The organism is Agrobacterium vacciniicorymbosi (assembly GCF_040427045.1).
Lineage (GTDB): Bacteria > Pseudomonadota > Alphaproteobacteria > Rhizobiales > Rhizobiaceae > Agrobacterium.
Genome location: NZ_JBETMF010000008.1, coordinates 110,096 through 133,422, shown reverse-complemented (window position 1 = coordinate 133,422; position 23,327 = coordinate 110,096). Strand labels below are relative to the sequence as shown.

The 23,327-nt window shown below is 58.5% G+C and carries 21 protein-coding genes; 13 read left to right on the top strand and 8 right to left on the bottom strand.

Annotated elements, in window-relative coordinates; translation table 11 throughout:
• Positions 1-62 precede the first annotated feature (62 nt).
• The 4 genes from ABUK73_RS14225 to ABUK73_RS14210 all read left to right on the top strand — a co-directional run bounded on the left by ABUK73_RS14225 (position 63) and on the right by ABUK73_RS14210 (position 4,971).
• Complete coding sequence (locus tag ABUK73_RS14225) at positions 63-1,103, top strand: methionine ABC transporter ATP-binding protein (protein WP_454892376.1); 1,041 nt, start codon at positions 63-65, stop codon at positions 1,101-1,103.
• Entirely contained in the window at positions 1,093-1,761 is a 669-nt protein-coding gene (locus ABUK73_RS14220) for a methionine ABC transporter permease (protein WP_113089850.1), read from the top strand. The genes ABUK73_RS14225 and ABUK73_RS14220 overlap by 11 nt, the downstream gene beginning before the upstream one ends.
• A 36-nt stretch (positions 1,762-1,797) precedes the next feature.
• Entirely contained in the window at positions 1,798-2,574 is a 777-nt protein-coding gene (locus ABUK73_RS14215; RefSeq protein WP_353577850.1) for a MetQ/NlpA family ABC transporter substrate-binding protein, read from the top strand.
• A gap of 207 nt (positions 2,575-2,781) precedes the next feature.
• Positions 2,782-4,971, top strand: a complete 2,190-nt coding sequence (locus ABUK73_RS14210) for a bifunctional diguanylate cyclase/phosphodiesterase (protein ID WP_353577849.1) — start codon at positions 2,782-2,784, stop codon at positions 4,969-4,971.
• Between the two features lie 215 nt (positions 4,972-5,186).
• On the opposite strand, the gene trhO is transcribed toward ABUK73_RS14210, so the two are convergent.
• The 3 genes from trhO to ABUK73_RS14195 all read right to left on the bottom strand — a co-directional run bounded on the left by trhO (position 5,187) and on the right by ABUK73_RS14195 (position 7,613).
• The gene (trhO, locus tag ABUK73_RS14205; protein ID WP_353577959.1) at positions 5,187-6,131 is read right to left on the bottom strand and encodes an oxygen-dependent tRNA uridine(34) hydroxylase TrhO; all 945 of its coding nucleotides are present in this window, start codon (positions 6,129-6,131) and stop codon (positions 5,187-5,189) included.
• Between the two features lie 101 nt (positions 6,132-6,232).
• A complete protein-coding gene (locus ABUK73_RS14200) occupies positions 6,233-7,141 on the bottom strand; it encodes a CHAD domain-containing protein (RefSeq protein ID WP_353577848.1) in 909 nt (302 codons plus the stop codon).
• The gene (locus ABUK73_RS14195) at positions 7,125-7,613 is read right to left on the bottom strand and encodes a CYTH domain-containing protein (RefSeq protein ID WP_353577847.1); all 489 of its coding nucleotides are present in this window, start codon (positions 7,611-7,613) and stop codon (positions 7,125-7,127) included. Before ABUK73_RS14195 ends, ABUK73_RS14200 begins: the two co-directional genes overlap by 17 nt.
• A 150-nt stretch (positions 7,614-7,763) precedes the next feature.
• Here ABUK73_RS14195 and ABUK73_RS14190 point away from each other — a divergent pair, with 150 nt between their 5' ends.
• Together ABUK73_RS14190 and ABUK73_RS14185 are read left to right on the top strand one after the other, a co-directional pair.
• A complete protein-coding gene (locus ABUK73_RS14190) occupies positions 7,764-8,402 on the top strand; it encodes a 2-dehydro-3-deoxy-phosphogluconate aldolase (RefSeq protein WP_353577846.1) in 639 nt (212 codons plus the stop codon).
• A gap of 98 nt (positions 8,403-8,500) precedes the next feature.
• Entirely contained in the window at positions 8,501-9,202 is a 702-nt protein-coding gene (locus ABUK73_RS14185; RefSeq protein WP_353577845.1) for a tellurite resistance TerB family protein, read from the top strand.
• Positions 9,203-9,342: 140 nt separating this feature from the next.
• Here the strand turns inward: ABUK73_RS14185 and xylA are convergent, their stop codons facing one another.
• From xylA to ABUK73_RS14170, 3 genes are all read right to left on the bottom strand, one after another.
• Complete coding sequence (gene xylA, locus ABUK73_RS14180; RefSeq protein WP_353577844.1) at positions 9,343-10,653, bottom strand: xylose isomerase; 1,311 nt, start codon at positions 10,651-10,653, stop codon at positions 9,343-9,345.
• A 186-nt stretch (positions 10,654-10,839) separates the two neighbouring features.
• On the bottom strand, positions 10,840-12,288 hold the full coding sequence (gene xylB / locus ABUK73_RS14175; protein ID WP_353577843.1) for a xylulokinase: 1,449 nt from the start codon (positions 12,286-12,288) through the stop codon (positions 10,840-10,842).
• 24 nt (positions 12,289-12,312) lie between these two features.
• Positions 12,313-13,338, bottom strand: coding sequence for a LacI family DNA-binding transcriptional regulator (locus ABUK73_RS14170; RefSeq protein WP_062452189.1), 1,026 nt, complete (start codon positions 13,336-13,338; stop codon positions 12,313-12,315).
• A 90-nt stretch (positions 13,339-13,428) separates the two neighbouring features.
• On the opposite strand from ABUK73_RS14170, the gene ABUK73_RS14165 reads away from it, so the two are divergent.
• Both ABUK73_RS14165 and ABUK73_RS14160 read left to right on the top strand, forming a co-directional pair.
• Positions 13,429-13,875 carry a nucleotidyltransferase domain-containing protein gene (locus ABUK73_RS14165; RefSeq protein WP_353577842.1) on the top strand — a complete coding sequence of 149 codons (447 nt, stop codon included), beginning with the start codon at positions 13,429-13,431 and terminating at the stop codon, positions 13,873-13,875.
• Positions 13,865-14,314 (top strand): HEPN domain-containing protein, encoded by a 450-nt coding sequence (locus tag ABUK73_RS14160; protein WP_353577841.1) that lies wholly within the window; start codon positions 13,865-13,867, stop codon positions 14,312-14,314. Before ABUK73_RS14165 ends, ABUK73_RS14160 begins: the two co-directional genes overlap by 11 nt.
• 74 nt (positions 14,315-14,388) lie before the next feature.
• On the opposite strand, the gene ABUK73_RS14155 is transcribed toward ABUK73_RS14160, so the two are convergent.
• Positions 14,389-15,972, bottom strand: a complete 1,584-nt coding sequence (locus tag ABUK73_RS14155; protein ID WP_353577840.1) for a DHA2 family efflux MFS transporter permease subunit — start codon at positions 15,970-15,972, stop codon at positions 14,389-14,391.
• A gap of 72 nt (positions 15,973-16,044) precedes the next feature.
• On the bottom strand, positions 16,045-17,244 hold the full coding sequence (locus ABUK73_RS14150) for an HlyD family secretion protein (protein ID WP_353577839.1): 1,200 nt from the start codon (positions 17,242-17,244) through the stop codon (positions 16,045-16,047).
• Between the two features lie 170 nt (positions 17,245-17,414).
• Between ABUK73_RS14150 and ABUK73_RS14145 the strand changes: the two genes are divergently transcribed.
• The 5 genes from ABUK73_RS14145 (at position 17,415) to gltX (ending at position 23,171) form a co-directional block, all read left to right on the top strand.
• The gene (locus tag ABUK73_RS14145) at positions 17,415-18,068 is read left to right on the top strand and encodes a TetR/AcrR family transcriptional regulator (RefSeq protein WP_353577958.1); all 654 of its coding nucleotides are present in this window, start codon (positions 17,415-17,417) and stop codon (positions 18,066-18,068) included.
• 154 nt (positions 18,069-18,222) lie between these two features.
• Positions 18,223-18,972, top strand: coding sequence for a TerC family protein (locus ABUK73_RS14140; protein ID WP_113089931.1), 750 nt, complete (start codon positions 18,223-18,225; stop codon positions 18,970-18,972).
• 218 nt (positions 18,973-19,190) lie between these two features.
• On the top strand, positions 19,191-19,628 hold the full coding sequence (locus ABUK73_RS14135) for a hypothetical protein (RefSeq protein WP_353577838.1): 438 nt from the start codon (positions 19,191-19,193) through the stop codon (positions 19,626-19,628).
• Positions 19,629-19,749: 121 nt separating this feature from the next.
• The gene (locus ABUK73_RS14130) at positions 19,750-21,519 is read left to right on the top strand and encodes an SLC13 family permease (RefSeq protein ID WP_113089933.1); all 1,770 of its coding nucleotides are present in this window, start codon (positions 19,750-19,752) and stop codon (positions 21,517-21,519) included.
• 194 nt (positions 21,520-21,713) lie between these two features.
• On the top strand, positions 21,714-23,171 hold the full coding sequence (gene gltX, locus ABUK73_RS14125) for a glutamate--tRNA ligase (RefSeq protein ID WP_353577837.1): 1,458 nt from the start codon (positions 21,714-21,716) through the stop codon (positions 23,169-23,171).
• Positions 23,172-23,327: the final 156 nt, after the last annotated feature.

Genomic DNA, 23,327 nt, shown 5'->3' with positions numbered 1-23,327 from the left:
TTATGACACGTCAAAATTCAGCGGCCAACTCCGTGCCCGCCGGCCAAGCGAGCAGCGACCCGATGGTCGTGTTCGAGGCCGTGACCAAGACTTTTGGCGACCCCAAAAGCCAGACCTCCTTCACCGCCCTTGCCGGTGTCGATTATATCGTGCCACGCGGCTCGATTTCCGGCATCATCGGTCGCTCCGGCGCAGGCAAATCCACCCTCATCCGCCTCGTCAATGGTCTGGAGCGTCCCAGTGCCGGTAAGGTTGTCGTGGATGGTGTGGATGTCGGCGCGCTGGATCAGGCCGGGCTCCGCACCCTGCGCCGCTCCGTTGGCATGATCTTCCAGCACTTCAATCTTTTGTCCTCGCGCACTGCCTATGACAATGTTGCCCTGCCGCTGGAGATCGCCGGTGTCTCGCGCGCCGAGATCAGCCGCAAGGTCGGGCCGCTGCTCGATCTGGTCGGGCTGGGCGACAAGGCCAACCGCTACCCCGCCGAACTTTCCGGCGGCCAGAAACAGCGCGTCGGCATCGCCCGTGCGCTGGCAACTGAACCCAAGCTGCTGCTCTCCGATGAAGCCACGTCCGCGCTCGACCCTGAGACCACGCAGTCCATTCTGGAACTGCTGAAGAAGATCAATGCCGAGCTTGGTCTGACTGTCCTTCTCATTACCCATGAGATGGAGGTGGTGAAGACCATCGCCAGCCAGGTGGCGGTCATCGACAAGGGACTGATTGTCGAGCAGGGCAGCACCTTCGATATCTTCACCAATCCGCGCCACGAGACGACCCGCAGCCTGCTCTCATCTGCCGTTGGCGTGAAGCTGCCGCATTGGGTCACCTCCGGTTTGAAGCCGGATGCGACGCCCGGTGATCGCGTGCTGGTGCGTCTCGTCTTCTTCGGCGATACGGCGTTTCAGCCGCTGACCGCACGACTGGTCGCGGAAATCGGTCCTGATGTGAACATTCTCGCCGGCACCATTGAGGAAATCTCCGGCCAGCCCTTTGGATCGCTGGTGGTGTCCTACCCGGCAACCTCAGAGGTTACGGCCCGTGCCAACCGTTTCTATGCCGATACCGGCCTGACCACGGAGGTTCTCGGTTATGTCGCCTGATATGCTTTTTGCTGTTCTTTGGAAGGGTTTGATCCAGACGCTCCATATGGTCGCGGTCTCCGGTCTCGTCGGGTCGTTGCTCGGCCTGCCCATCGGCATTTTCCTGGCCACCAGTGGCAAGGGTGAGCTGTTCGAAGCGCCCATGGTCAACCGCGTCATCGGCCTCATCGTCAACGCCGCCCGTTCCACGCCCTTCATCATTTTGGTGGTCGCCATCATTCCGTTTACGCGGCTCGTTGCTGGCACCTCCATCGGCACCTCTGCTGCCATCGTGCCGCTGACGGTGGCGACCGTTCCCTTCGTTGCCCGTCTGGTGGAAGCTGCCATTCGCGAGGTCGACAAGGGCCTGATCGAAGCGGCGCGTGCCATGGGTGCGACACCGCTCCAGATCGTGACCAAGGTGCTGCTGGCGGAAGCCAAGCCCGGCATTACGCTGGCCCTGACGCTGACGCTGGTCAGCCTCATCGGCTACTCGGCCATGGTCGGCGCTGTCGGTGGTGGAGGTCTCGGGGATCTGGGCATTCGCTATGGCTATCAGCGCTTCATGCCCGACGTAATGCTGGTCGTCGTCGTCGTTCTCATCGTGCTTGTCCAGATCGTGCAAAGCGCCGGTGATGCGCTTGCCCGCAGCTTCGACAAGCGCAACCGCAAAAACTAAAAACTAAAAAACTCGTCTAGGTAAAGGAGACATCTCATGAAAAAACTCATCATCGCGGCTTCGCTCGCGGCCCTCTTTGCAGGCAGCGCACTGGCTGAAACCATCAAGATCGGCGTCACGCCTGCCGAACATGCGCAGATCATGGAACAGGTCAAGAAGGTTGCGGCCACCAAGGGCCTCGATATCGAAATCCTAGAATTCTCTGATTATGTCGTGCCGAACCAGGCGCTGGCGGATGGCGAGCTTCAGGCCAATTCCTTCCAGCACCAGCCTTACCTCGACAATCAGGTCGCAGACCGCAAGTTCGATCTCGTCAGCGTCGGCACCACCATCACCACGCCGATGGGTATCTATTCCAAGAAGGTGAAGAACCTTGAGGAACTGAAGGACGGCGCAACGATCGGCATTCCGAACGATCCGACCAATGGCGGTCGTGCGCTGCTGGTTCTGGCCTCCAAGGGCGTGCTCAAGGTTAATCCTTCAGTCGGCCTCAAGGTCACGCCTGCCGACATCACCGAAAACCCGAAGAACATCCAGATCGTGGAACTGGACGCTGCCCAACTGCCACGTTCGCTTGACGATACCGACGCTTCGGTCATCAACACCAACTATGCAACGGCGGCTGGCCTCAACCCAAAGAAGGACGCTATCGCCATCGAAAGCGAAAAGTCTCCTTATGCCAACGTCATTGCCGTGCGCGCGCAGGACAAGGACAAGCCTTGGGTGAAGACGCTGGTCGAATCCTACCACAGCCCGGAAATCAAGACCTTCATCCTTGAGAAGTACAACGGCACGGTTATTCCGTCCTGGTAATCTGACCTTTCGATTGATCGGTTCATTCAAGCCTCTCCCATGATAATGGGAGAGGTTTTTTTACGTCTGGTTAGCCGTAATTGAAAAGCCCGCGGCTTTTGCCATCTGCTCGCCGCGATTGAGAAAAACCGGCCCTGTATCTTAATATCTTTTGAAGATTTCACGCAGAATATGCCATCTTCAGGGGAAAAAAGATGCAGTTCAGCGATGCCGCGTAAAGTTGCCAGAGGACGGTCGATCGGTCAAAGCACCGTCGTTGCCGGCGTTCTCTTTGCGCTTGCGGCCGTGGTTGTCATCGTTACGGTTCTCATCCTCTCCGCGCTTGGCAATGTGGCTGAAAACACCAATGCGCTCGATGAAAAGCGCTCTCTGGAGACGACATCCGGCGCGCTGGCGACATTTCTTAACCAGCTCGATTCGACGCTGAACGATTACGCGGCCTGGGACGATGCGGCCCAATATGCCTATGCCGCCGATGGCATGCCCTGGCTCGTCAGCAATTACGGCGATATGACCGTCAACAGCGATCTTTTCGACACCGCTGTTCTCATCGATGCCGACGACCGTGTGCTGTTGGCCTATCGCAACGGTGCGGCCGAGGACTGGCCGCTTCCAAGCTATTTCGGAAACGGCCTTGCCAATCTCATCCTCAAGGCCCGCTCGGCGCCATCAGGCCAGCCGCCGGAAGCATCGGGTTTTCTCAAAACGCGGGATGGCATCGCCGCTGTCGGTGTCGCTCTTGTCCGCCAGAAATCCGGCCTGCTGGATGTTCCAGAAGACGCGAGACGCTACCTGATCTTTGCCCGTCATCTGACGGCTGAGAAGATCGACATGTTGGCCCACACTTACGTCGTCAACGGGCTTTCCCTCCAGTCTCCCGATACGCATCCGGCCTATTTCGTCAGCATCATCGATCCGCTGGGCGAAGTTCTCGGCCATCTGACCTGGCGTTCGCAGATGCCGGGTGATGTCAGCCTTGAAGAAGTGCGCCCGCTGGTGCTTGGGGCAAATGCCATCACGCTTCTGTTTTTTCTGGCGCTTGTGGCCATCGGCAGCACCGCGCTTAAAAAGCTGAAACGGGATGAGGCGTCTGCCCGCCGTGAATTGCTGCGCGACCGCCTGAGCGGACTTCGCAATCGGCCCGGCCTGTTCCTTGGATTGAAGCGCCTGTTGGCGGATTCGCGGCAGGATAATTCCTACGTCAAACTCATTTATCTCGATCTTGATGGCTTCAAGGAAGTCAATGATTCCTTCGGCCACGGGGCGGGCGACCTTCTGATCAAGGGCGTTGCCGCTGCCTTGCAGGTGCTGGCCGCAGACAGGCTGCTGGCGCGTCTGGGCGGGGATGAATTCGCAATTGCGCTGCAAGGTCCGAACGCCCGCATCGAAGGCCGCAAGCTGTGCGAGGATTTGCTGACCCTGTTTTCCGAACCCTTCATGATCGGCGACCGCGTCGCCTCGATCGGTTGCAGCATCGGCACGGCGGTGGCCAAGGGTGGCGATATCGACGGCGAGGAGCTTCTGCGCCGCGCCGATATGGCCATGTATGAGGCCAAGGAAAGCGGTCGCGGTCGCTTCATGGCCTATGAAGCCTATATGGACACGCGCCGCGAAGAGAAGAACCAGCTCGAAGCCGATCTCAAATATGCCATCGAAAACGACGAAATCACGGTCGTCTTTCAGCCGGTGGTCAACACGCTCAGCCGCCGGATCACCGGGGTAGAGGCGCTTGCCCGCTGGAACCGCGCCGGTTATGGCCCGGTCTCACCGGATATCTTCATTGCGGCGGCGGAAAGCAGCGGCATGATCGACCGGCTTGGCCTGTCGGTTCTGCGCAAGGCCTGCCACGCCGCAGCGGAATGGCCAGACATCAAGCTCGCCGTCAATATATCGCCGGTGCAGTTCAGAAACCCGCTCTTTGCCGCGCAAGTCCTGTCCATCCTCGAAGAACACGGCATCGCGCCTGCACGCGTCATGCTGGAAATGACCGAGGGCTATTTCATTCACCACCCGGAACGGGCTGGTACGGCCATCGAAAAACTCAAGCAGATCGGCGTCAGCATCGCACTCGACGATTTCGGCTCCGGCTTTGCCAGCATCGGCTATCTGCGCCGCTTCGGCTTCAACCGCATGAAGATCGACAAATCGCTGGTCGTCGCACTGGACGAGGGCGGTCGCTCACTGGAAATGCTGACCGCAACCGTCGCTCTTGCCCGCTCGCTCGGCATCCCCGTCACGGCAGAGGGCATCGAAACGGAAGACCAGGCTGCCATTCTGCAACTATGCGGCTGCGACGAGTTGCAGGGCTATCTGTTTGCCAAGCCGATGCATGCGGAACAGGTGTGCGGGATGTTGGCAGAGCAGGATGCGCCGGTAAGGCAGTTGAAGGTTTCTTGAGGTGGGGGTTGGCGCGGCTGGGTTACCTCTCCCCCTGTGGGAGAGGAAGAAAAATCATGATCTTAGCTGAAAGCTAAGTCATAGATTTTTCAGGTGAGGGGTTTGCCGCTTGCGCCGAGGGGAAACCCCTCACTTGCGATTTCTAACACTTAGCCTTTGGCTAAGGTGTTGAAATCGCTTTCTCTCCCACAGGGGGAGAGATAATCCCTGCGCGCTCACCGACCGATATGCTTCTCGCCACGCTGCTTTGCCAGATCGATCTGCTTCTGGCGATTGCGGAAACGCTGGCGGTCTTCTTCGGTGCGGTCGTCGTAGCAGCTGGGGCAGGAGACGCCTTCCTCGAACTTGGGGGACAGACGAACTTCCGGCGTAATCGGGTTGCGGCAGGCGTGGCAGAGTTTGTGGTCGCCTTCAGCTAGGCCATGAACGACCGACACGCGCTCATCGAATACGAAGCAGGCGCCTTCCCACAGGCTTTCTTCCTGCGGCACTTCTTCCAGATATTTCAGAATGCCGCCCTTGAGGTGGTAGACCTCATCGAAGCCCTGTTCCTTCATGAAGGCGGTGGCCTTTTCGCAGCGGATGCCGCCGGTGCAGTACATGGCGATCTTCGGCTTGTTGTGCAGGCCGGGATTGTTCTGCACCCAGCCCGGAAACTCGCGAAACGTCTTGGTCTGCGGATCGACCGCGCCCTTGAAGACGCCGATGGCGGTTTCGTAATCGTTGCGGGTGTCGATGAGAATGGTGTCCGGGTCGGAAATCAGCGCGTTCCAGTCCTTCGGATCGACATAGGTGCCGACGATCTGGTTCGGATCGATATCCGGCACGCCCATGGTGACGATTTCCTGCTTCAGCTTCACCTTCATGCGCACGAAGGGCATCTTGGAAGCGCGGCTTTCCTTGTGTTCCAGTGCGGCAAATTCCGGCTGGACGCGCAGATAGGCAAGCACGTTGGCAATGCCCGCATCGGTTCCGGCAATGGTGCCGTTGATGCCTTCAGCCGCCAGAAGCAGCGTGCCCTTCACGCCATTCTGCTGGCAGAGCGTAAACAGCGGCTCGCGCACGCTTTCGAACCGCGGAAAGCGGGCGAAATGGTAAAGCGCTGCCACGAGAAACTCACCGGTGGCTTCCGGGCGGGGTAGGGTAGAGGTGTCGGTCATGGCGGCTGAAATACAGCCAGACGGGCGTTTAGGCAATCTTATTTCGCTTGGATGCGGGCCGCGCCGTGAAGTTTTGAATTTTGTCAAAACAGCCACAGGGCCTAGCTGGCAGCGTCTTTCCACAAAAGCCCGATGATTTTGCTTTCGCTTTTGGCGGATTCGGCAAACACATGGTCGGCCAGATCGAGACATTCCTGACGCAACGCCTGTTGGCGGTGGATGAGCGCTTCCCGCAACAGGGCAAGCGTGTTGCCATCCGCGAAACGCTCCGCCTCGTGGTCGGCGGTGGTGGCAAGGACCGAGAGGTCATGTTCATGGCCCAGTAGATCGACCAGCCGTTTGGCATCGATCTTCTTGGCGCGCAGGGCGGATGGCCAGAGCCGCCGCATCAGTGCCAGATGGATCCAGTAGACCTGTCCACTTTTGCGCAGATCGTGGAAATCCTCGTCATGAGCCTGCGCGTGACATTGGCTGAGCGCCTTGAGTGCTTGTCTGCGCTGTTTGCGCCATGTCTGCTTCACCAGCTTTTCAGCGGTCTTTTTGGACGTCGGCAAGGACAGATGCGTCAGGGCGTGCTTGCCTTTTTCACATTCCAGCAAAGCGTCCCGGATACGGGCGGGCAGGTCGCCATCGTCACCGGTCATCGCGTCGCGGCGGTTTGCCAGAGCATCATGGGCAGAGGCGAGCGCTTGGCTCTCGGCATCCGAACGGCTGAAGTGCTGGAGGTAATGGATGCTTTCCACCAGAGCAGCGGCCTCGCGGGCCTGCGACAGCGAGCGGGCAATATCGCGAAAGCGCAGATTTTCAGCCTTGCGAAACGCCGGTTCTTCGCTTTCCACGAAGCGGTAAAGGGCGCGGAGCCGTTTGAACTTCTTGCGTGCCTCATGCACGGCCTTGTGCGGACCGTCGGGCTGCTGTGACAGGGCCGCCATGGCATCGTTGATCAGTTCGCTGCCGATCCGCTGCAACTCGTCGCTAAAGGGCTTTTTCGGATCAATCCTGAATGACATGGCATAGCTCGGTGCTGAGATCGTCTGTCGCAAGATATTGGTTGGAATATCGACGGTCGCCGGTGACTTCCGGGCCCAGCCATTTCGGCAAAGCTGGCTGGTCGGTTTCGGCAGCCAGTTCCACCTCGGCCACGGTCAGGCCGCGATAGATGCCGTCGAACACATCGACTTCCCACACGAAGCCTTCATGCTCCACGGTGTAGCGAATTTTTTCGATGATGAAGCCGGGGGCGGAGGTCAAAAGCTCTTCGGCATCGGAAACGGGAATGTCATATTCATATTCGTCGCGCACAAGGCCACCAACCCCGATCTTGATGGTCAGGGTCGCAGCATCGTCCCCCTTGATGCGCACGCGCACGGAACGGTCTTCCAGCGAGACGATATAGCCTTGGCGAAACCGCGTTCGCGATGCGATTTCCTCGCGCCAGCTCTCATCTGCCACCAGAAACTTGCGTTCGATTTCTTTTGCCATTCAACAACCTGCCCGATTTCGGCCACCGTAACCTATGCAACTGTCATGAAAAAGTAATGAAACTGAAATATTTCGTTTTGCCTCGACAGATCAGGCGTTGCGCGGTAATTGAATGCGCAATTCAATCGATTCAATAGAGGAGACACCATCATGGCCCAGGATTCCGAAAAGCTGCTTTCCATCCTGAAACTTCAGCCGGTGGTGCCTGTCCTTATCGTGGAGGATGTCGCCTCTGCCGTGCCGCTGGCCCGCGCGCTGGTGGAAGGTGGTCTGAAGGCCATCGAAATCACCATGCGCACGCCCGTTGCGCTCGATGCCATCCGCGCCGTTGCCGATGAAGTCGAAGGCGCGCATGTGGGTGCAGGCACCATTCTCAATGCCAAGGATTTCGAGGCGGCGGCCAAGGCTGGCTCCACCTTCATCGTCAGCCCCGGCATCAACAAAAGCGTGCTGGAAGCGGCCAAGGGTTCCAAGGTTCCGCTTCTGCCGGGTGCGGCAACGGCCAGCGAAGTCATGCATCTGCGCGACAAGGGCTACAAGGTTCTGAAATTCTTCCCAGCCGAACAGGCCGGTGGTGCGCCTTACCTCAAGGCGCTGTCTTCGCCGATTGCCGATGTCATGTTCTGCCCGACCGGTAGTGTTTCGCTGAAAAACGCCAAGGATTATCTGTCTTTGCCGAACGTCGTTTGCGTTGGCGGTTCCTGGGTTGCGCCGAAGGAATTGATTGCCGCCGGTGACTGGGCAGGCATCACCAGGCTTGCAGCCGAAGCGGCAGCGCTGCGCGGCTGAGTGCGAGCGTTCACGACGGCGTGAACGTTGCGGCCATTTGTATTCGCATCCGGACTTCCTATCTCCTGTTTCACGATTGATTGACACAGGAGATTTGAATGTTCGACGCGAAAAAGCTTCTAGACCAGTTTTTGGGTTCGCAGGTGCCGGGCCTGTCGGGAAGCGTGCGTGACCGTGCCGGACAGGCCACCGAAATCGCGAAGAACAATCCGATGAAGACCGGCGCCATTGCCGCCGCTATTTTCGGCACCAAGACCGGACGCAAGCTGGCAGGCAATGCCGCAGCCGTTGGCGGCATCGCCGCCATCGCAGGTCTTGGCTACCTCGCCTACAAGAACTACCAGTCCGGCAAGACGCCGCAGACGGCACCCCAGCCGCAGCCGACGCAGGAACTTCTGCCGCCGCCAACAGACTCGCCGTTTCATCCGCAGTCGGAAACGCTTTCCAACAATTTTGCGCTGACGCTGGTGCAGGCCATGATTGCCGCTGCCAAGGCAGACGGTCATATCGATGAAGCCGAGCGCGCCCGCATCATGGAAAAGGTGCAGGTGTCCGAACTGGATCAGGAAGCAGGGGCCTTCATTGAAAAGGAACTTGCCGATCCGCTGGATATCGACGCACTGGTGGCCGCTGCCAAGACGGAAGAGCAGAAGGTGGAACTCTACACCGCGTCGCGCCTGACCATTGAGCCCGACAGCCGCGCCGAGCGTGGATATCTCGATCTGCTGGCCGGTCGTCTCGGCCTGCCGGATGCGCTGGTGGAGCATATCGAAGCGACAGTGTCTGCCGCCAAGGTGTGATGCTGTGCGGGGAGGGGCGCTTTGCCCCTTCCCATAAAGTCGTTGCAGGACGATCAGGTGATCTCTCGTCGCTTATCGACAGCCCATCACCTGATCGCTCGCAAAGGCTACAAAAGGGGAAGCTTCTCCCCTTTTGCGTTTTAGACGTAGCGGTTGACCACGTTCTCCAGATATTCCTGACGACCGGACTTCGGCTCAGGGTTGATGTTGTCCCGCTCTACCATCGCCGCGATCTCTTCCAGCTTCAACTCGCCACGCAGCAGCTTCTGGGCGTCTGCCGAATCCCACTTGGCGTAACGGTCTGCCAGAGGCTGAGACAGGGCCTTGTCTTCCACCATCTTGGCCGCAGCCTTCAGACCACGGGCGCAGCAATCCATGCCGCCGATGTGACCGATCAGCAGGTCGGCAGGGTCGAGCGACTGGCGGCGCAGCTTCGAATCGAAGTTGGTGCCGCCATTCTTGAAGCCGCCTCCATCAAGCACATGGTAATAGGCCAGCGCCATTTCCGGCACGTTGTTCGGGAACTGGTCGGTATCCCAGCCGGACTGGTAGTCGTTGCGGTTCATATCGATGGAGCCGAAAATGCCGAAGGCGTTCGCCATGGCCAGCTCATGCTCAAAGGAGTGACCGGCAAGGATCGCGTGGCCCTGCTCGATATTGACCTTCACTTCCTTGTCCAGGCCGTGCTTTTGCAGGAAGGCATAGACGGTGGCGACGTCGTAATCATACTGGTGCTTGGTCGGTTCCTGCGGCTTCGGCTCGATCAAGATCGTGCCTTCGAAACCGATCTTGTACTTGTATTCCACCACCAGGTTGAGGAAGCGGCCAAGCTGATCCAGCTCACGCTTCACATCGGTGTTGAGCAGGGTTTCATAACCTTCACGACCGCCCCAGAGAACGTAGTTCGCGCCGCCGAGCGTCTTGGTGGCGTCCATGCAGGTTTTGACCGTCGCTGCCGAATAGGCGAACACATCCGGGTCCGGGTTGGTGGCCGCACCGGACATGAAGCGGCGGTTGGAGAAGAGGTTGGCGGTGCCCCACAGAAGCTTGACGCCGGTATCGGACTGCTTCTGGCCGAAGTAATCGACGATCTCGTTGAGGTTTTTCGTGTTCTCGGCAAAGGTCTTGCCCTCAGGGCGCACATCCGCATCGTGGAAGCAGTAGAAGGGCGAGCCCAGCAGCGAGAAGAATTCGAACGCGACATCGGCCTTCAGCTTTGCCGCCTGCATGGTGTCTTCAAACCATGGACGCTCGAATGTCTGGCCACCGAATGGGTCGCCGCCTGGCCATGTGAAGGTGTGCCAGTAGGCCACGGCAAAGCGCAAATGATCTTCCATGCGCTTGCCGCCGACGATTTCGTCGGGGTTGTAATGGCGGAAGGCCAGCGGGTTGGTGCTGTCTGGGCCTTCGTATTTGATTTTCTGGATGTCGCCGAAAAAGCCGGTGGTCATGGTTGGTTTCTCCCTTGTGAACGTTTCGTATGTGCTGTGACAAAGACCCCCTCTGCCTGCCGGCATCTCCCCCACAAGGGGGGAGACAGTTTGAGGCACGACCTCCGCCCTTGTCGTAAAGCACGAGCGGGGCAGGGAAGCCCCTCCCCCTTGTGGGGAGGGGTTGGGGAGGGGATCTTCGTCAAATCAGATGTTGCGGATCGCCGGATAAAGCGCCCGATACCGCCCATAAGCCTCCTCATAGGCATCTCCCAGCGCGGCAACTGGCTCAATCGTCTCCTCCGTTTCCGGCTGAGAACACACCACAACCGGGTCTGCACCCGTTGCCGCAATCAACCCCAGCCGCGCCGCGCCAAAGGCAGCCCCGAAGTCACCCTCCGCCGGAATATCCACGGGAACACCGAGCGATGTCGCAATCGACGCTAGCCAGTAGCGCGAGCGCGAACCGCCGCCGATGGCGGTGACGCGGGAAATCGAGGTGCCTGCGGATTTCAGCGCTTCGAGATTGTCTCTGATGGCAAAGGTCACGCCCTCCATCACGGCCTGCGTCAGCGCCTTGCGATCGCTTTCATGCGATAGGCCAATGAAGGAGCCGCGAATGGCTGCGTCATTGTGCGGGGTGCGTTCGCCGGAGAGATAGGGCGCGAAGGTGACGCCGGTCGGGGCCTTCAGTTCGTCGCCCAGTTCTGTCGAGAGGTCGGCTGCGGATTTGCCCGTAATGCCGGAATACCAGTTCAGCGCGTCGGTGGCTGAGAGAATGACGCCCATCTGGTGCCAGGTGTTGGGCAGTGCGTGGCAGAAGGCGTGGACGGCGCTCTCGGGTTTTGGCAGGTAAGATGCGTTGGCGGCAAACAAAACGCCTGATGTGCCCAACGAAACGAAGGCATGGCCTTCCGACACCGTGCCCATACCGCAGGCGGACGCGGCATTGTCACCCGCGCCACCGGCGACGACGACCTTGCCAGAGATGCCCCAGGCGGAGGCAAGCTCGGAGCGCAGCGTACCCGCCTCATCCGTGCCTTCCACAAGCGACGGCATATGCCCTTCCGTTAGCCCAGTGGCCTCCAGCAGATCCGATGACCATTTGCGGGCGCCGGTATCGAGCCATGACGTGCCAGCGGAGTCGGACATTTCCGAAATATATTCGCCCGTCAGCCAAAGCCGCAGATAATCCTTCGGCAGCAGGACTTTAGCGACCTTGGCGAAAATCTCCGGCTCGTTATTGGCGACCCAGACCAGTTTCGGCGCGGTAAAGCCGGGGAAAACGATGTTGCCGGTGATCTGGCGGAAGCGCGGGTCTGCGTCCAGCTTGGCTGCTTCGGCATAGGAGCGCGTATCGTTCCACAGAATGCAGGGGCGCAGTACATCACCAGCCGCATCAACCAGCGTCGCGCCATGCATGTGGCCGGAGAGGCCGATGCCCTTGACCGCCGAAAGCTCTTTGGGGAATTTGTCTTTCAGACCAGCAATCGCTGTTTCCGTTGCCTTTATCCAATGTGCCGGGTCCTGTTCCGACCAGCCGTGATGCAGGCGCGAAACATCCAGCGCGCCATTGGCCGAACCGATGACGTTTTGATCGCCATCGATCAGCAGGGCTTTGACGCCGGATGTTCCCAAATCGAGACCGAGATACATGTTTCCTCCAGTGCTATGTCAGTGTCAGGGGAGATTGTCCCGCAAGAATATGTCGATACGGATGCGCTCCTGCGCTTCGATGACGGCAAGACCATCGGCGCGGGCTTTCAATACGCGGATGGCGCTGCGCACTTCATGGCCCGCATCCTGGTTCAGCACCGCATCCAGCACGCCCTCGGCCAAGCCGTTGGCGGTGTTTTCGGTCAGTTCGTGGGCGATGACACAAGGCGAGGACGGCTGGCGCGATGATTTCAGCGCCTTGATGAGACCGCGATTGCCTGCACCCAGACTGTAGAGACCGAGAAGCTGCGGATTGGCGTTGAGGCATTCCGAAACCAGCTGCTCCACAGTTTCAGGATCATCACGCCCTTCCAGAACCGGCAGCAGGCGAAGATCGGGGAATTCCTCGTCTATTACGGAGCGAAAACCGGCCAGCCGCTCGCGGTGGTCCTTAACCAGCATGGAGCCTGCGAGAACCGCGACATCACCGCCTTTTTCCGGCAGAAACCGGCCCATCAGACTGGCAGCGGTGCGCCCAGCGGCGACGTTATCGACGCCCGCAAAGTGATCGCGTCGGGAGCCGGTGATATCGGAGACGAGGGTGACGGCAGCAATGCCGCTATCGGCCAGCCGATCCGCCGCTTCCACCACGTCCTCGGCATCGATGGCTACGAAGGCAACGCCTGACGGCTTTTCCTGTCGTGCCACATCCAGCGCCTGGGCAAGTGCCGCCGCATCGAAAGGCGGTACTTCGATGATGCGGATGGAAGTGCGCTCCAGATAGGAGCGCGAGGCAGCGGCCCGCACCTCGGCCCGAAGACCGGCCATGAAGGAATTGTCGTTGTTGGGCAGAATGAAGACCAGCGCATAGCTGCGCCCTTTGGCCAGATTGGCGGCGGCCATATCGCGCACATAACCCAGCTCCAAAATCGCCGCCTCGACCTTGGCACGCGTGACAGCATGCACGCCAGGACGCAGGTTGATCACCCGGTCAACGGTTGCGAGGCTAACGCCAGCTTTCGAGGCAATATCGTGAACTGTCGGCTTCATGTTTCCTCCCGGGAGGATTCCATAAAGGAGTTTTTGAGGTACGTAAATCAGAAAATGACGTACGTACCTCAAAATCGATTTGACGCAATCGTGGCCTCAGCAACCGGCAATGAAACTATAGAAAAAAACGAGCAGATCGTTTATGGGAGTATTGTGACTTTAAACGGAGTAGATGCTGTGAGCATCGTGGCACAAAATTTCGGTGGACGTATTATCTCTTCCGAAAAATTTCCCGAACTGAAAACGTTGCTCGCGCGTATTCAGGACGCCTATGATCCCATCGACGTCGTTCTCTACGGTAGCCAGGCGAGGGGCGAGGCGACTGCGCAAAGCGATTGGGACCTGAAGATCATCGTGTCTGATGAAGCGTCCGAAAACCTTTTTTCACCGATGTTCGGATGGCGCGTCCAGGAAGGGTCAGGCGTTTACGCGGACCTATCCTGCGTCCGCGTGTCAGACTTCCAATCGGATTTGGCCGTTGCGAACTCTGCAGCAAGCCACATGGTTGACGACGGAATTGTGCTCCGTGTCGGCTGAACTGCATATCGCTAATGCCCTGCGTTTGGCTCATGCAGACCTGGAGGCAGCTGAAATGCTGGCTGCCAAACAGAACAGAAACGATGCCTATCATGCCCAGCAGGCAGTGGAGAAAATTCTCTTGTCGCTGTTGACGTCGGAAGGCATCAGGGCGGAAAGACGCGACTCCCATCGTCTTGATGTTCTGCGCGATCTTTTGCCGGACGAAAATCCTTTCAAAGAGAGATTTCGGTCACTGACCTTTCTGACTATCTATGCCACGACTTACCGCTATCCCAAGGATGCCGGCCGTATGCCTGCGAGAGCGGAAAAGGATGAACTCGATTTCGCCATGAAGGCTGCTGGAGACATATTGGCCGAGGTTGCCGCCCATTTTGGTGTCATGCTCGCTGACTCCGATAAAGTTCCCGCTACGACATCTGCTGCACCTCGAAAGTAAGTCTGTTGGGACGCTATCAAAACAAAGGGCCGCCATTTCTGGCGACCCTTAGCGCTGCGGTGGATGGGAGGAAATTAGTGGCCGGCGTCCGGGGGTGGGGCGGCTTTGGGTTTGTTGATCAGGAGGGTGAGCAGGATCAGGCCGCTGAACAGGATGGTCAGTGCCAGGAACACATCGGCAAAGGCCTGAAGCCATGCCTGTTGTGACACCACGCCGACGAGTTTCTTGACGGCGACGGAGGTGCCGTCCATGCCGTAGGAATCATAGTTGGCGCCAACGCTGTTCAGCCATTCCAGTGCTGCCGGGTTGCTGTAGTTCACATGTTCGGCAATGCGGAAATAGTGGTCGTCCGTGCGCTGGCTGAGCATGGTGTTGATGACCGCAAGACCAACCGCGCCGCCGAGGTTACGGGTGAGGTTGAAGAGGCCAGACGCATTCTTCATGCGGGCGGGCGGCAGGGTGCCGAGCGCGATGTTGTTGATTGGCACCATACACATCATCAGCCCGAATCCGCGCAGGATTTGCGGGATCAGCAGCTCGTAGAAATCCCAGTCGGCAGTAACATGGGTCATGATCCATGTGCCGGAGGCAAAGCTGATGAAGCCGATGACCATCATGACGCGCAGGTCGAGCTTGGTGGAAAGTTTGCCCGCAATGGGCGCGGTGAAGAACATGGCAAGACCCGAGACGAACATCGTCTCGCCGATCATGAGCGCATCGTAGCCGCGCACGCGCCCGAGATAGAGCGGATACATATAGGTCAGGCCGTAAAGGCCGATGCCCATAACGAAGGAAAACAGCGAGCCGATGGAGAAGTTTCGGTCCGCGAAGGCCTTGAGGTCCACGACTGGGAAATCCACCTTGAAGGCACGCCAGAAAAACACGACGCCACCGATGGTCATGGCAAGCGCACCGATCACGATGTGGCTATCGTTGAACCAGTCGTTGTTGTTGCCCTCTTCCAGCACATATTCCATGGAGCCCAGGAAGACGCCCATGGATATCAGGCCCCACCAGTCGAACTTCTTCATCAAGGACCGTTCGGGCTTGTCGAAGTCGATGAAGTTCCATGTGACGATGGTGACGATGATGCCGGGGATGATGTTGACGAGGAACAGCCAGTGCCAGGAAAACGCATTGGACAGATAACCGCCGACTGTCGGGCCGATGGTGGGGGCCAGCGTCGCCACGAGGCCGATGATGGGGGACACCACCGCCCGCTTGGAGGGCGGGAAGATGGTGAAGGCGGCGGCAAAGACGGATGGGATCATGCCGCCGCCTATGAAGCCCTGTATGGCGCGGTACACGATCATCTGGTCGATGTTCGTCGCGGTCGCACACAGGGCGCTGGAAAGGGTGAAGCCGGCGGCGCAGGTGGCAAACAGCACCCGCGTCGACAGGATACGCGCCAGCGTTCCCGACAGCGGAATCATGATGACTTCCGCAATCAGATAAGAGGTCTGTACCCAGGCGATTTCATCGGACCCGGCACCCAGACCGGCCTGAATTTCCGCCAGGGATGCCGACACGATCTGGATATCGAGGATCGACATGAACATGCCGAACACCATCGCAAAGAATGCGATGAGGCGTCTGCGATCCATCGGGGGATCGACCGCCGCGGCGTTGCCGCCCGCCATATTGGCTGTTGCCGCCATGATCTTGGTCCTTAGAGCAGTTCCGGCAAAAGCGTGATGCGGCTTTGGCTGCGGAACTGCGTGAAAACAACGTTACTTCGACTGGGCCTGCGCCGTTTGGCTATTGTCCGGTGCTGTGCGGGTATCGACATCGACAACCACGCTCAGACCAGCGCGCAGCTTGTGCTTGGCCAGATCTTCCTTGGAAAAGACGATGCGAACCGGCACGCGCTGAATGACCTTGGTGAAGTTGCCCGTGGCATTTTCGGGTGGCAGCAGCGAGAAGACCGAGCCGGAGGCTGGCGAAATCGACTGAACGGTGGCCTGAATGTCGTGGTCGCCGAAGGCGTCGACATGGACGCGCACCTTGGAGCCGGGCTCGATCTTGGCGAGCTGCGTTTCCTTGAAGTTGGCGTCGATATAGAGATCGTCCATCGGAACCAGCGATGCAAGGCGCTTGCCGACGGAGACGAGATCACCCGTCTGGACGGCGAGATTGCCGATGACGCCATCATAGGGGGCGCGCAGAACGGTGAAGGACAGGTCGCGGGCAGCCTTGTCGCGGGAAATTTCCAGCGACTTGACCGATCCTTCGGCTTCCTTGCGCTGGGCTCTGAGCAGATCAATATTTGCTTGCGCGGATACGACGCTGGCTTCACCGGCAACCAGATTGGCCTTGGCCTGTTCCATGGCGATCTGGGCATTGTCCGTCGAAGCGACGGTGCCGACAGCCTTGGACTGAAGTTCGCTGGCGCGCTTCAGATTTATGTCTGCACCGCGCAGGGCGGCATCCAGAGAACCCTTCTGGGCAACGGCTTGCGCAAGAGATGCTTCGGCCCCGGCGATTTGCGCATCGATACGGTTGAGCGAAAGCTGTTGTGTCTGAAGCTGGGCTTCGGCCTGCTCCAGAGCATTGCGATAATCGCCATCATCCAGCGTGACCAGCGTGTCGCCTGCCTTCACTTCCTGGTTGGCGACAACATCGACCTTGGCGACGTAGCCGGAAACCTTGGGCGCAATGACGGCAATGTCACCCTGCACATAGGCATCGTCAGTGGAAATGAGGAAACGTCCGTCCGTCCAGTATTGATAGCCATACCAGCCACCGGCGGCCAGAAGTGCAACGGCCACCACGGGCAAGACGAAGGATCTGCCCTTCTTCTTTTCAGGTGCGGCGGGCTGAGCGGGTGCAGCAGGCTGCTGAGCCTCTGCTGGCTTTGCCTCGTCAGCCCGGGCTTCGGTTTCATCTGGCGAATTCACTGCGCGGACTGCACCGCTTTTCTGGGCCGACATGGTAACACCACTTACTGTGAAAAAAGAGATAACTTCGAACTGAACCGTTCGGTTCGATTGACTTAATCTTTTTTCTATCACATATCAAGTGACATCGAACCGATTGGTTCGATATATTGAATCGAATCTAAAACCGATTGGCGGATCGACGCGTGACCGAAGACAAGACCATGGAGGATATCTACACCGCTTCTCCTGCGGGACGCTTTGCTGCGGGCGAAGACCCGGCCAAGCGCGAGCAGATTCTGGACGGTGCATGGCGGGTGTTCAAGCAAAAGGGCTTCGATGCCGCCAGCATGAACGATATTACCCGCGAAGCCTCTGTTTCCAAAGGTACAATCTACGTTTACTTCCAGAACAAGGACGAACTTTTCGCGGCCCTGATCGACCGGCACCGGGCGGAATTTGCCCACTCCATGCGCGATATTCTGGCTGGCACCGAAGAGGTGCGCGATGGGCTTTGGCAGTTTGGCGACGCGTTTATTCACAAGGTGACATGCACTGACATGATACCTGCCATGCGCTCAGTGCTTGGCGTGATCGACCGCATGCCGAAGCTGTCGCAACGCTTCTTCGTGGCGGCACCAAATAATGTGCGTGTCGTTCTGCGCGATTTTCTGCAGCATCATGTCGAGCAGGGCACATTGGTTATCAGTGATGTGGACCTTGCCGCGCGCCAGTTCATCGAGCTTGCCACCGGCACGTTCTTCAAGATGCGGCTTTTTGGCGAACTCAACGGCGAAACGCCGCCGGAAGAAGCCGACCGTGTCCTTTCCAGCGCCATCGACGTTTTTATGGCGGCCTACGGAACCAAGGCCGCCTGAACCCATTCAGCATCCGGGTTTCTCGCAATGCGCGAAATATCGGGAAATTAAAGCGAAACACATCTGTCACACGCTTGTTTCTCGCGCATTCGAATATAAACCTACATCGTTTCGAATTGTCGAAGCTGGATAGCTGAAAAGGAAAACAGGCCCGATGGACTCCATTGTCCCTCTATTGACAGACCCCGCCGCGTGGGTGGCGCTCGTCACACTTATCGTCATGGAGGTCGTGCTTGGCATCGACAACCTGATTTTCATCTCCATCCTGACCAACAAATTGCCTGAGCATCAACGCGAAAAAGCCCGCAAGATCGGTATCGGTCTGGCGCTGATCATGCGTCTCGGCCTGCTCGGCACCGTTGCCTGGATCGTGCAGCTCACAGAGCCGGTCTTTGAAGTTTTCGGTCAGGGCTTCTCCTGGAAGGACCTCATCCTCATCGGTGGTGGCCTCTTCCTCGTCTGGAAGGCGACCAAGGAAATCCACCACAATGTGGACCCGGAAGACCACAAGGAAGACATGGTCGGCGGTGCTGCTATCACCAGCTTCTCGGCTGCCATCGTTCAGATCCTGCTGCTCGACCTCGTCTTCTCGGTAGACAGCATCATCACCGCCGTGGGCATGACCCCGCACGTTCCGATCATGGTCGTCGCCGTCGTCTTTGCCGTCACCGTCATGCTTTTGGCCGCAACGCCGCTGGCCAACTTCATCGAAAAGAACCCGACCATCGTCATGCTGGCACTCGCCTTCCTGTTGATGATCGGCACGACGCTGATTGCCGAAGGCATGGGCTTCCATGTTCCCAAGGGCTACGTCTACGCCGCAATGGCCTTCTCGGCGCTGGTGGAAGTGCTGAACATGGTGTCGCGAAATGCGCGCAAGAAGAAAAAGGGCACAGTGCATTAAATGCGCTGAGTCAATCTGAGACTATGAAAGGCCCGCGTCATGCGGGCCTTTTACGACTGACAATGTTGATTTGAAAATTGAAGTCTCTTCTTTTTCCGTCATTCCGGCCTTGAGCCGGAATCCAGCAGCGGCGCGAAAGAGTCCTCTGACCTGACAGACGTCAGGTCACTGGATCCCGCATCAAGTGCGGGATGACGGCGTAGTTGCGGAGGTGAAGAATGGCCTTTGTCATCAAGACCGATATTCCGGACCCGAGCGCGAAGACACTCACATTCCCGGCGCAGAAAACCATGTATGGCGGCAAGCATATTGCCAAAGGCGATACGATCTTTCTGTTCGCGAGTGAGAACGAAGGCGGGCACGGGCTGGTCGCCGTGGGCATCGTTGAGAGTGCAGAACCCGTGGCCAAGAAGCCCGGCATTGACCGGCAGACACCGCGCGTGAGCATCACCGTGAGGTGCACGGCACTGGCGACGCAGCCTCTGGGCCGCACCCAACTCAAGCCGTTCAACGATTGGGACGATGGCAAGCCGGAGACGGAACTGAATTTCAAACTCTACCGGCAGGCGACCAACAAGATCGTCGGGATTTCGGAAAAGGCCACCGTTTTGCTCGATGGCTTCTTCATTGAAAATGCTGCAAAAATCAAAAGATGATACCGAGAATAAAACATCCCCACTGTGCAGGAACTGGCGACAGGGTCTTGCGTTCTTGATCTCACATCATGCAAGGGAAGACAGGCTTTTCGTTTTCCGCTTCCGAAAGTAAATCCGCCACATGACCATCGAGCAGATCCTAGCCTTTAGCGTGATCGCCGGAATGATGGTCGCATTCATCATCGACAAGTTCCGATATGACGTGGTGGCATGCAGCGCTCTTCTGATTGCAGTGGCACTTGGCGTCGTTCCCTTCGACAAGGCGTTTTCCGGCTTCTCGGACGATATCGTCATCATCGTCGCCAGCGCGCTGATCGTCAGCACCTCGGTGGCGCGATCGGGCATCGTGGATACCACGATCAAGAAATACTTCCCGGAAATGCGCTCCAAGCACCTGCAACTGGCCTTCCTGATGATTGTGGTTGCCGTGATGTCGGCCTTCATCAAGAATATCGGCGCGCTGGCGATCATGATCCCTGTCGCATTCCAGTTCGCCCGCAAATCCGGCAGTCCGGTTTCCTATTACCTGATGCCGATGGCATTTGCGGCTTTGCTGGGCGGGTTGATGACGCAGATCGGCACCTCCCCCAACATCGTGGTGTCGCGCCTTCGCGAGGAAATGACCGGCCAGAGCTTTTCCATGTTCGATTTCACGCCGGTGGGCGCAACACTGGCCGTGGTCGGCATCGCCTTCCTGACCTTCGGTTACAAGCTGCTTCCGGCCCGCGCCAAGGATGGCACCTCTGTCGAGGATATCATGGAAGAGGCGAGCTATGCCGCCGAAGCGACGCTGCCCGCCGAAAGCCTGATGATCGGCAAGACGCTGGGCGATCTGCTCAAGCAGGCCGATGGTGACGTGATTGCCAATACCATCATTCGCGGCCACCGGCGTGTCTCGCCCTTTCCTGATGTGACGCTGAAAGCAGGCGACACCATTCTTCTGGAGGGGACGTCCGAAGGGCTGGACCGCATCGTTTCCAATGCAAAGCTGACACTATCCGGCAAGCCAATTACCGAAAACGGCCAGAAGACCGTCGATCTCATCGCCATGGAAGCCGTGATCAGCAACGAGTCGCTTTTGAGCGGATTGTCGGCCCGCGAACTCGCCCTGTCCTACACGCGCGGCGTCAACCTCATCGCGGTCAGCCGACGCGGCCACCGCGTCAATGAGCGGTTGAGCGACCTGACGCTGAAAGCGGGCGACGTGATCGTGCTACAGGGATCACGCAAGACACTGCCCATGGTGCTGCGCGAGTTTTCGCTGTTGCCGCTGGCGCAGCGTGAAATTCTGCTGGGCGTGCAGCGACGTGCCTTCATTCCCGTCATTATTCTGGCGGCGGCCATGCTGGCGGCGGCAACCGGTATTGCGCCGGTGGCGGTATCCTTTTTTGCTGCCGCTTTTCTGATGATCCTCGTCGGCGCCATTCCGCTGACGGAGGTCTATAAATCCATCGACGGGCCGATCCTCGTGATGCTGGCGGCCCTCATTCCCGTCAGCGATTCCCTTCGGTCCACCGGCGCCAGCGACCTTATTGCCGGATGGCTGGGCCATGCCGCACAGGGCCTGCCACCTTTCGCCGCACTTGGCATGATCCTGCTGACGGCCATGGCCGTGACACCCTTCCTCAACAATGCCGCAACCGTGCTGGTGATGGGGCCGATTGCGGCGGGATTTGCGACGACGCTGGGTTTTCGCCCGGAAGCCTTCCTGATGGCGGTTGCCATCGGCGCAGGCTGCGACTTCCTCACCCCCATTGGCCACCAGTGCAACACGCTTGTCATGGGACCGGGCGGTTACAAGTTCAGCGACTATCCGCGCCTTGGGGCTCCGCTGTCGATCATGATCGTCATCGTTTCCATTCCCATGCTGCTCTATGTCTGGCCAGTCTAAAGACCAGTCTAGGGCAGGCCAAAACAACCTAATTTTCTTGACGCATGCGGCTGAATGTGGCCTAAGCCATCACAACAGGAAACTGTGGGATGGCAGCGTCTTCAGCCGTATTTCCGCTTTTTCCATGCATTCAACAACACATCAGTGACACGTGGCTTGCCGCGTATCACGCTGCGTCAGCACGAGTGAATTCAATGACCACTTCCGGCGTCCGCGTCCGTATCGCACCTTCCCCCACCGGCGAGCCGCATGTCGGCACCGCTTACATCGCGCTTTTCAACTACCTGTTTGCCAAGAAGCATGGTGGTGAATTCATTCTGCGCATCGAAGATACCGATGCCACGCGCTCCACGCGCGAATATGAAGAAAAGGTGCTGGAAGCGCTGAAATGGACCGGCCTGACATGGTCTGAAGGCCCTGATGTTGGTGGCCCTTACGGTCCTTACCGTCAGTCCGACCGCAAGGACATGTACCAGCCTTTCGCCGACGAGCTGCTGGAAAAAGGCCATGCCTTCCGCTGTTTCTGCACGGCCGAGCGCCTGACGGAAATGCGCGAGGCGCAGCGCGCCGCTGGCAAGCCACCGAAATATGATGGTCTCTGCCTGCATCTGAAGGCCGAGGAAGTTACGTCTCGCATGGCAGCTGGTGAAGCAACTGTCGTGCGGATGAAAATCCCGACCGAAGGCTCCTGCGATTTCACCGATGGTGTTTATGGTGATGTTTCGATCCCTTGGGACAGCGTTGACATGCAGGTTCTGATGAAGGCCGATGGCATGCCGACCTATCACATGGCCAATGTCATCGATGACCATTTGATGAAGATCACGCATGTGGCGCGCGGCGAAGAATGGCTGGCATCCGTGCCGAAGCACATTCTGCTGTACCGTTATTTCGGTTGGGACCAGCCGACATTCATGCATCTGTCCTTGATGCGAAATGCCGACAAATCCAAGTTGTCGAAGCGCAAGAACCCGACCTCGATTTCCTATTATTCCGCCCTCGGCTACCTGCCGGAAGCGCTGATGAACTTTCTCGGCCTGTTCTTCATCCAGATCGGCGAAGGCGAAGAGCTTTTGACCATGGACGAGCTGGCGGGCAAGTTCGACCCGGAAGCGCTGTCCAAGGCCGGTGCCATCTTCGACATTCAGAAGCTGGACTGGCTGAATGGCCGCTGGCTGCGTGAGAAGCTGACACCGGAAGAGTTCATTGCCCGGACGCTGGAATGGGCGATGGAAAATGCACGTCTGACGGAAGGCTTGAAGCTCTCTCAGAGCCGTATTTCCAAGCTGGGCGATCTGCCGAACCTTGCTGGCTTCCTGCTGTCGAGCGATGTCGGCCTGACGCCTGCTTCTTTCGCTGGCCTGAAGAGCAAGCCGGAAGAAATCCACGAAATCCTGACCACAGTTGCCGCCGATCTGGAAAAAATGCCAGACTGGACGCTGGAATCCATCGAAGCGGAATTGCGCGATGTGGCTGAGCGGACAGGCAAGAAGCTGCGCGTGGTGACGCCGCCGCTGTTTGTTGCGATGTCTGGTTCCTCGCGGTCGCTGCCGCTGTTCGACAGCATGGCGGTGCTGGGCCGTTCCGTGGTGCGCCAGCGGTTGAAGGTGGCGATTGCGGTTGCGGCGACGATGGTTGGCGCTGGAAGCTAAAGGCGACGGGCGGTTTCGATTTAGCTCCGCCCACCCCCACGGTCGTCATCCTCGGGCTTGACCCGAGGATCTACGCCGGGGGCTCAGGCATAGACCTTGAGAAAGCCGCACGGTGGTTAGATCCTCGGGTCAAGCCCGAGGATGACGACCGAGAGG

Excerpts from the sequence above, each read along its gene's own strand:
- ABUK73_RS14225 (WP_454892376.1), top strand. The coding sequence starts at position 63 with ATGGTCGTGTTCGAGGCCGTGACCAAGACTTTTGGCGACCCCAAAAGC.
- ABUK73_RS14220 (WP_113089850.1), top strand. The coding sequence starts at position 1,093 with ATGTCGCCTGATATGCTTTTTGCTGTTCTTTGGAAGGGTTTGATCCAG.
- ABUK73_RS14215 (WP_353577850.1), top strand. The coding sequence starts at position 1,798 with ATGAAAAAACTCATCATCGCGGCTTCGCTCGCGGCCCTCTTTGCAGGC.
- ABUK73_RS14210 (WP_353577849.1), top strand. The coding sequence starts at position 2,782 with ATGCCGCGTAAAGTTGCCAGAGGACGGTCGATCGGTCAAAGCACCGTC.
- trhO (WP_353577959.1), bottom strand. The coding sequence starts at position 6,131 with ATGACCGACACCTCTACCCTACCCCGCCCGGAAGCCACCGGTGAGTTT.
- ABUK73_RS14200 (WP_353577848.1), bottom strand. The coding sequence starts at position 7,141 with ATGTCATTCAGGATTGATCCGAAAAAGCCCTTTAGCGACGAGTTGCAG.
- ABUK73_RS14195 (WP_353577847.1), bottom strand. The coding sequence starts at position 7,613 with ATGGCAAAAGAAATCGAACGCAAGTTTCTGGTGGCAGATGAGAGCTGG.
- ABUK73_RS14190 (WP_353577846.1), top strand. The coding sequence starts at position 7,764 with ATGGCCCAGGATTCCGAAAAGCTGCTTTCCATCCTGAAACTTCAGCCG.
- ABUK73_RS14185 (WP_353577845.1), top strand. The coding sequence starts at position 8,501 with ATGTTCGACGCGAAAAAGCTTCTAGACCAGTTTTTGGGTTCGCAGGTG.
- xylA (WP_353577844.1), bottom strand. The coding sequence starts at position 10,653 with ATGACCACCGGCTTTTTCGGCGACATCCAGAAAATCAAATACGAAGGC.
- xylB (WP_353577843.1), bottom strand. The coding sequence starts at position 12,288 with ATGTATCTCGGTCTCGATTTGGGAACATCCGGCGTCAAAGCCCTGCTG.
- ABUK73_RS14170 (WP_062452189.1), bottom strand. The coding sequence starts at position 13,338 with ATGAAGCCGACAGTTCACGATATTGCCTCGAAAGCTGGCGTTAGCCTC.
- ABUK73_RS14155 (WP_353577840.1), bottom strand. The coding sequence starts at position 15,972 with ATGGCGGCAACAGCCAATATGGCGGGCGGCAACGCCGCGGCGGTCGAT.
- ABUK73_RS14150 (WP_353577839.1), bottom strand. The coding sequence starts at position 17,244 with ATGTCGGCCCAGAAAAGCGGTGCAGTCCGCGCAGTGAATTCGCCAGAT.
- ABUK73_RS14145 (WP_353577958.1), top strand. The coding sequence starts at position 17,415 with ATGGAGGATATCTACACCGCTTCTCCTGCGGGACGCTTTGCTGCGGGC.
- ABUK73_RS14140 (WP_113089931.1), top strand. The coding sequence starts at position 18,223 with ATGGACTCCATTGTCCCTCTATTGACAGACCCCGCCGCGTGGGTGGCG.
- ABUK73_RS14135 (WP_353577838.1), top strand. The coding sequence starts at position 19,191 with ATGGCCTTTGTCATCAAGACCGATATTCCGGACCCGAGCGCGAAGACA.
- ABUK73_RS14130 (WP_113089933.1), top strand. The coding sequence starts at position 19,750 with ATGACCATCGAGCAGATCCTAGCCTTTAGCGTGATCGCCGGAATGATG.
- gltX (WP_353577837.1), top strand. The coding sequence starts at position 21,714 with ATGACCACTTCCGGCGTCCGCGTCCGTATCGCACCTTCCCCCACCGGC.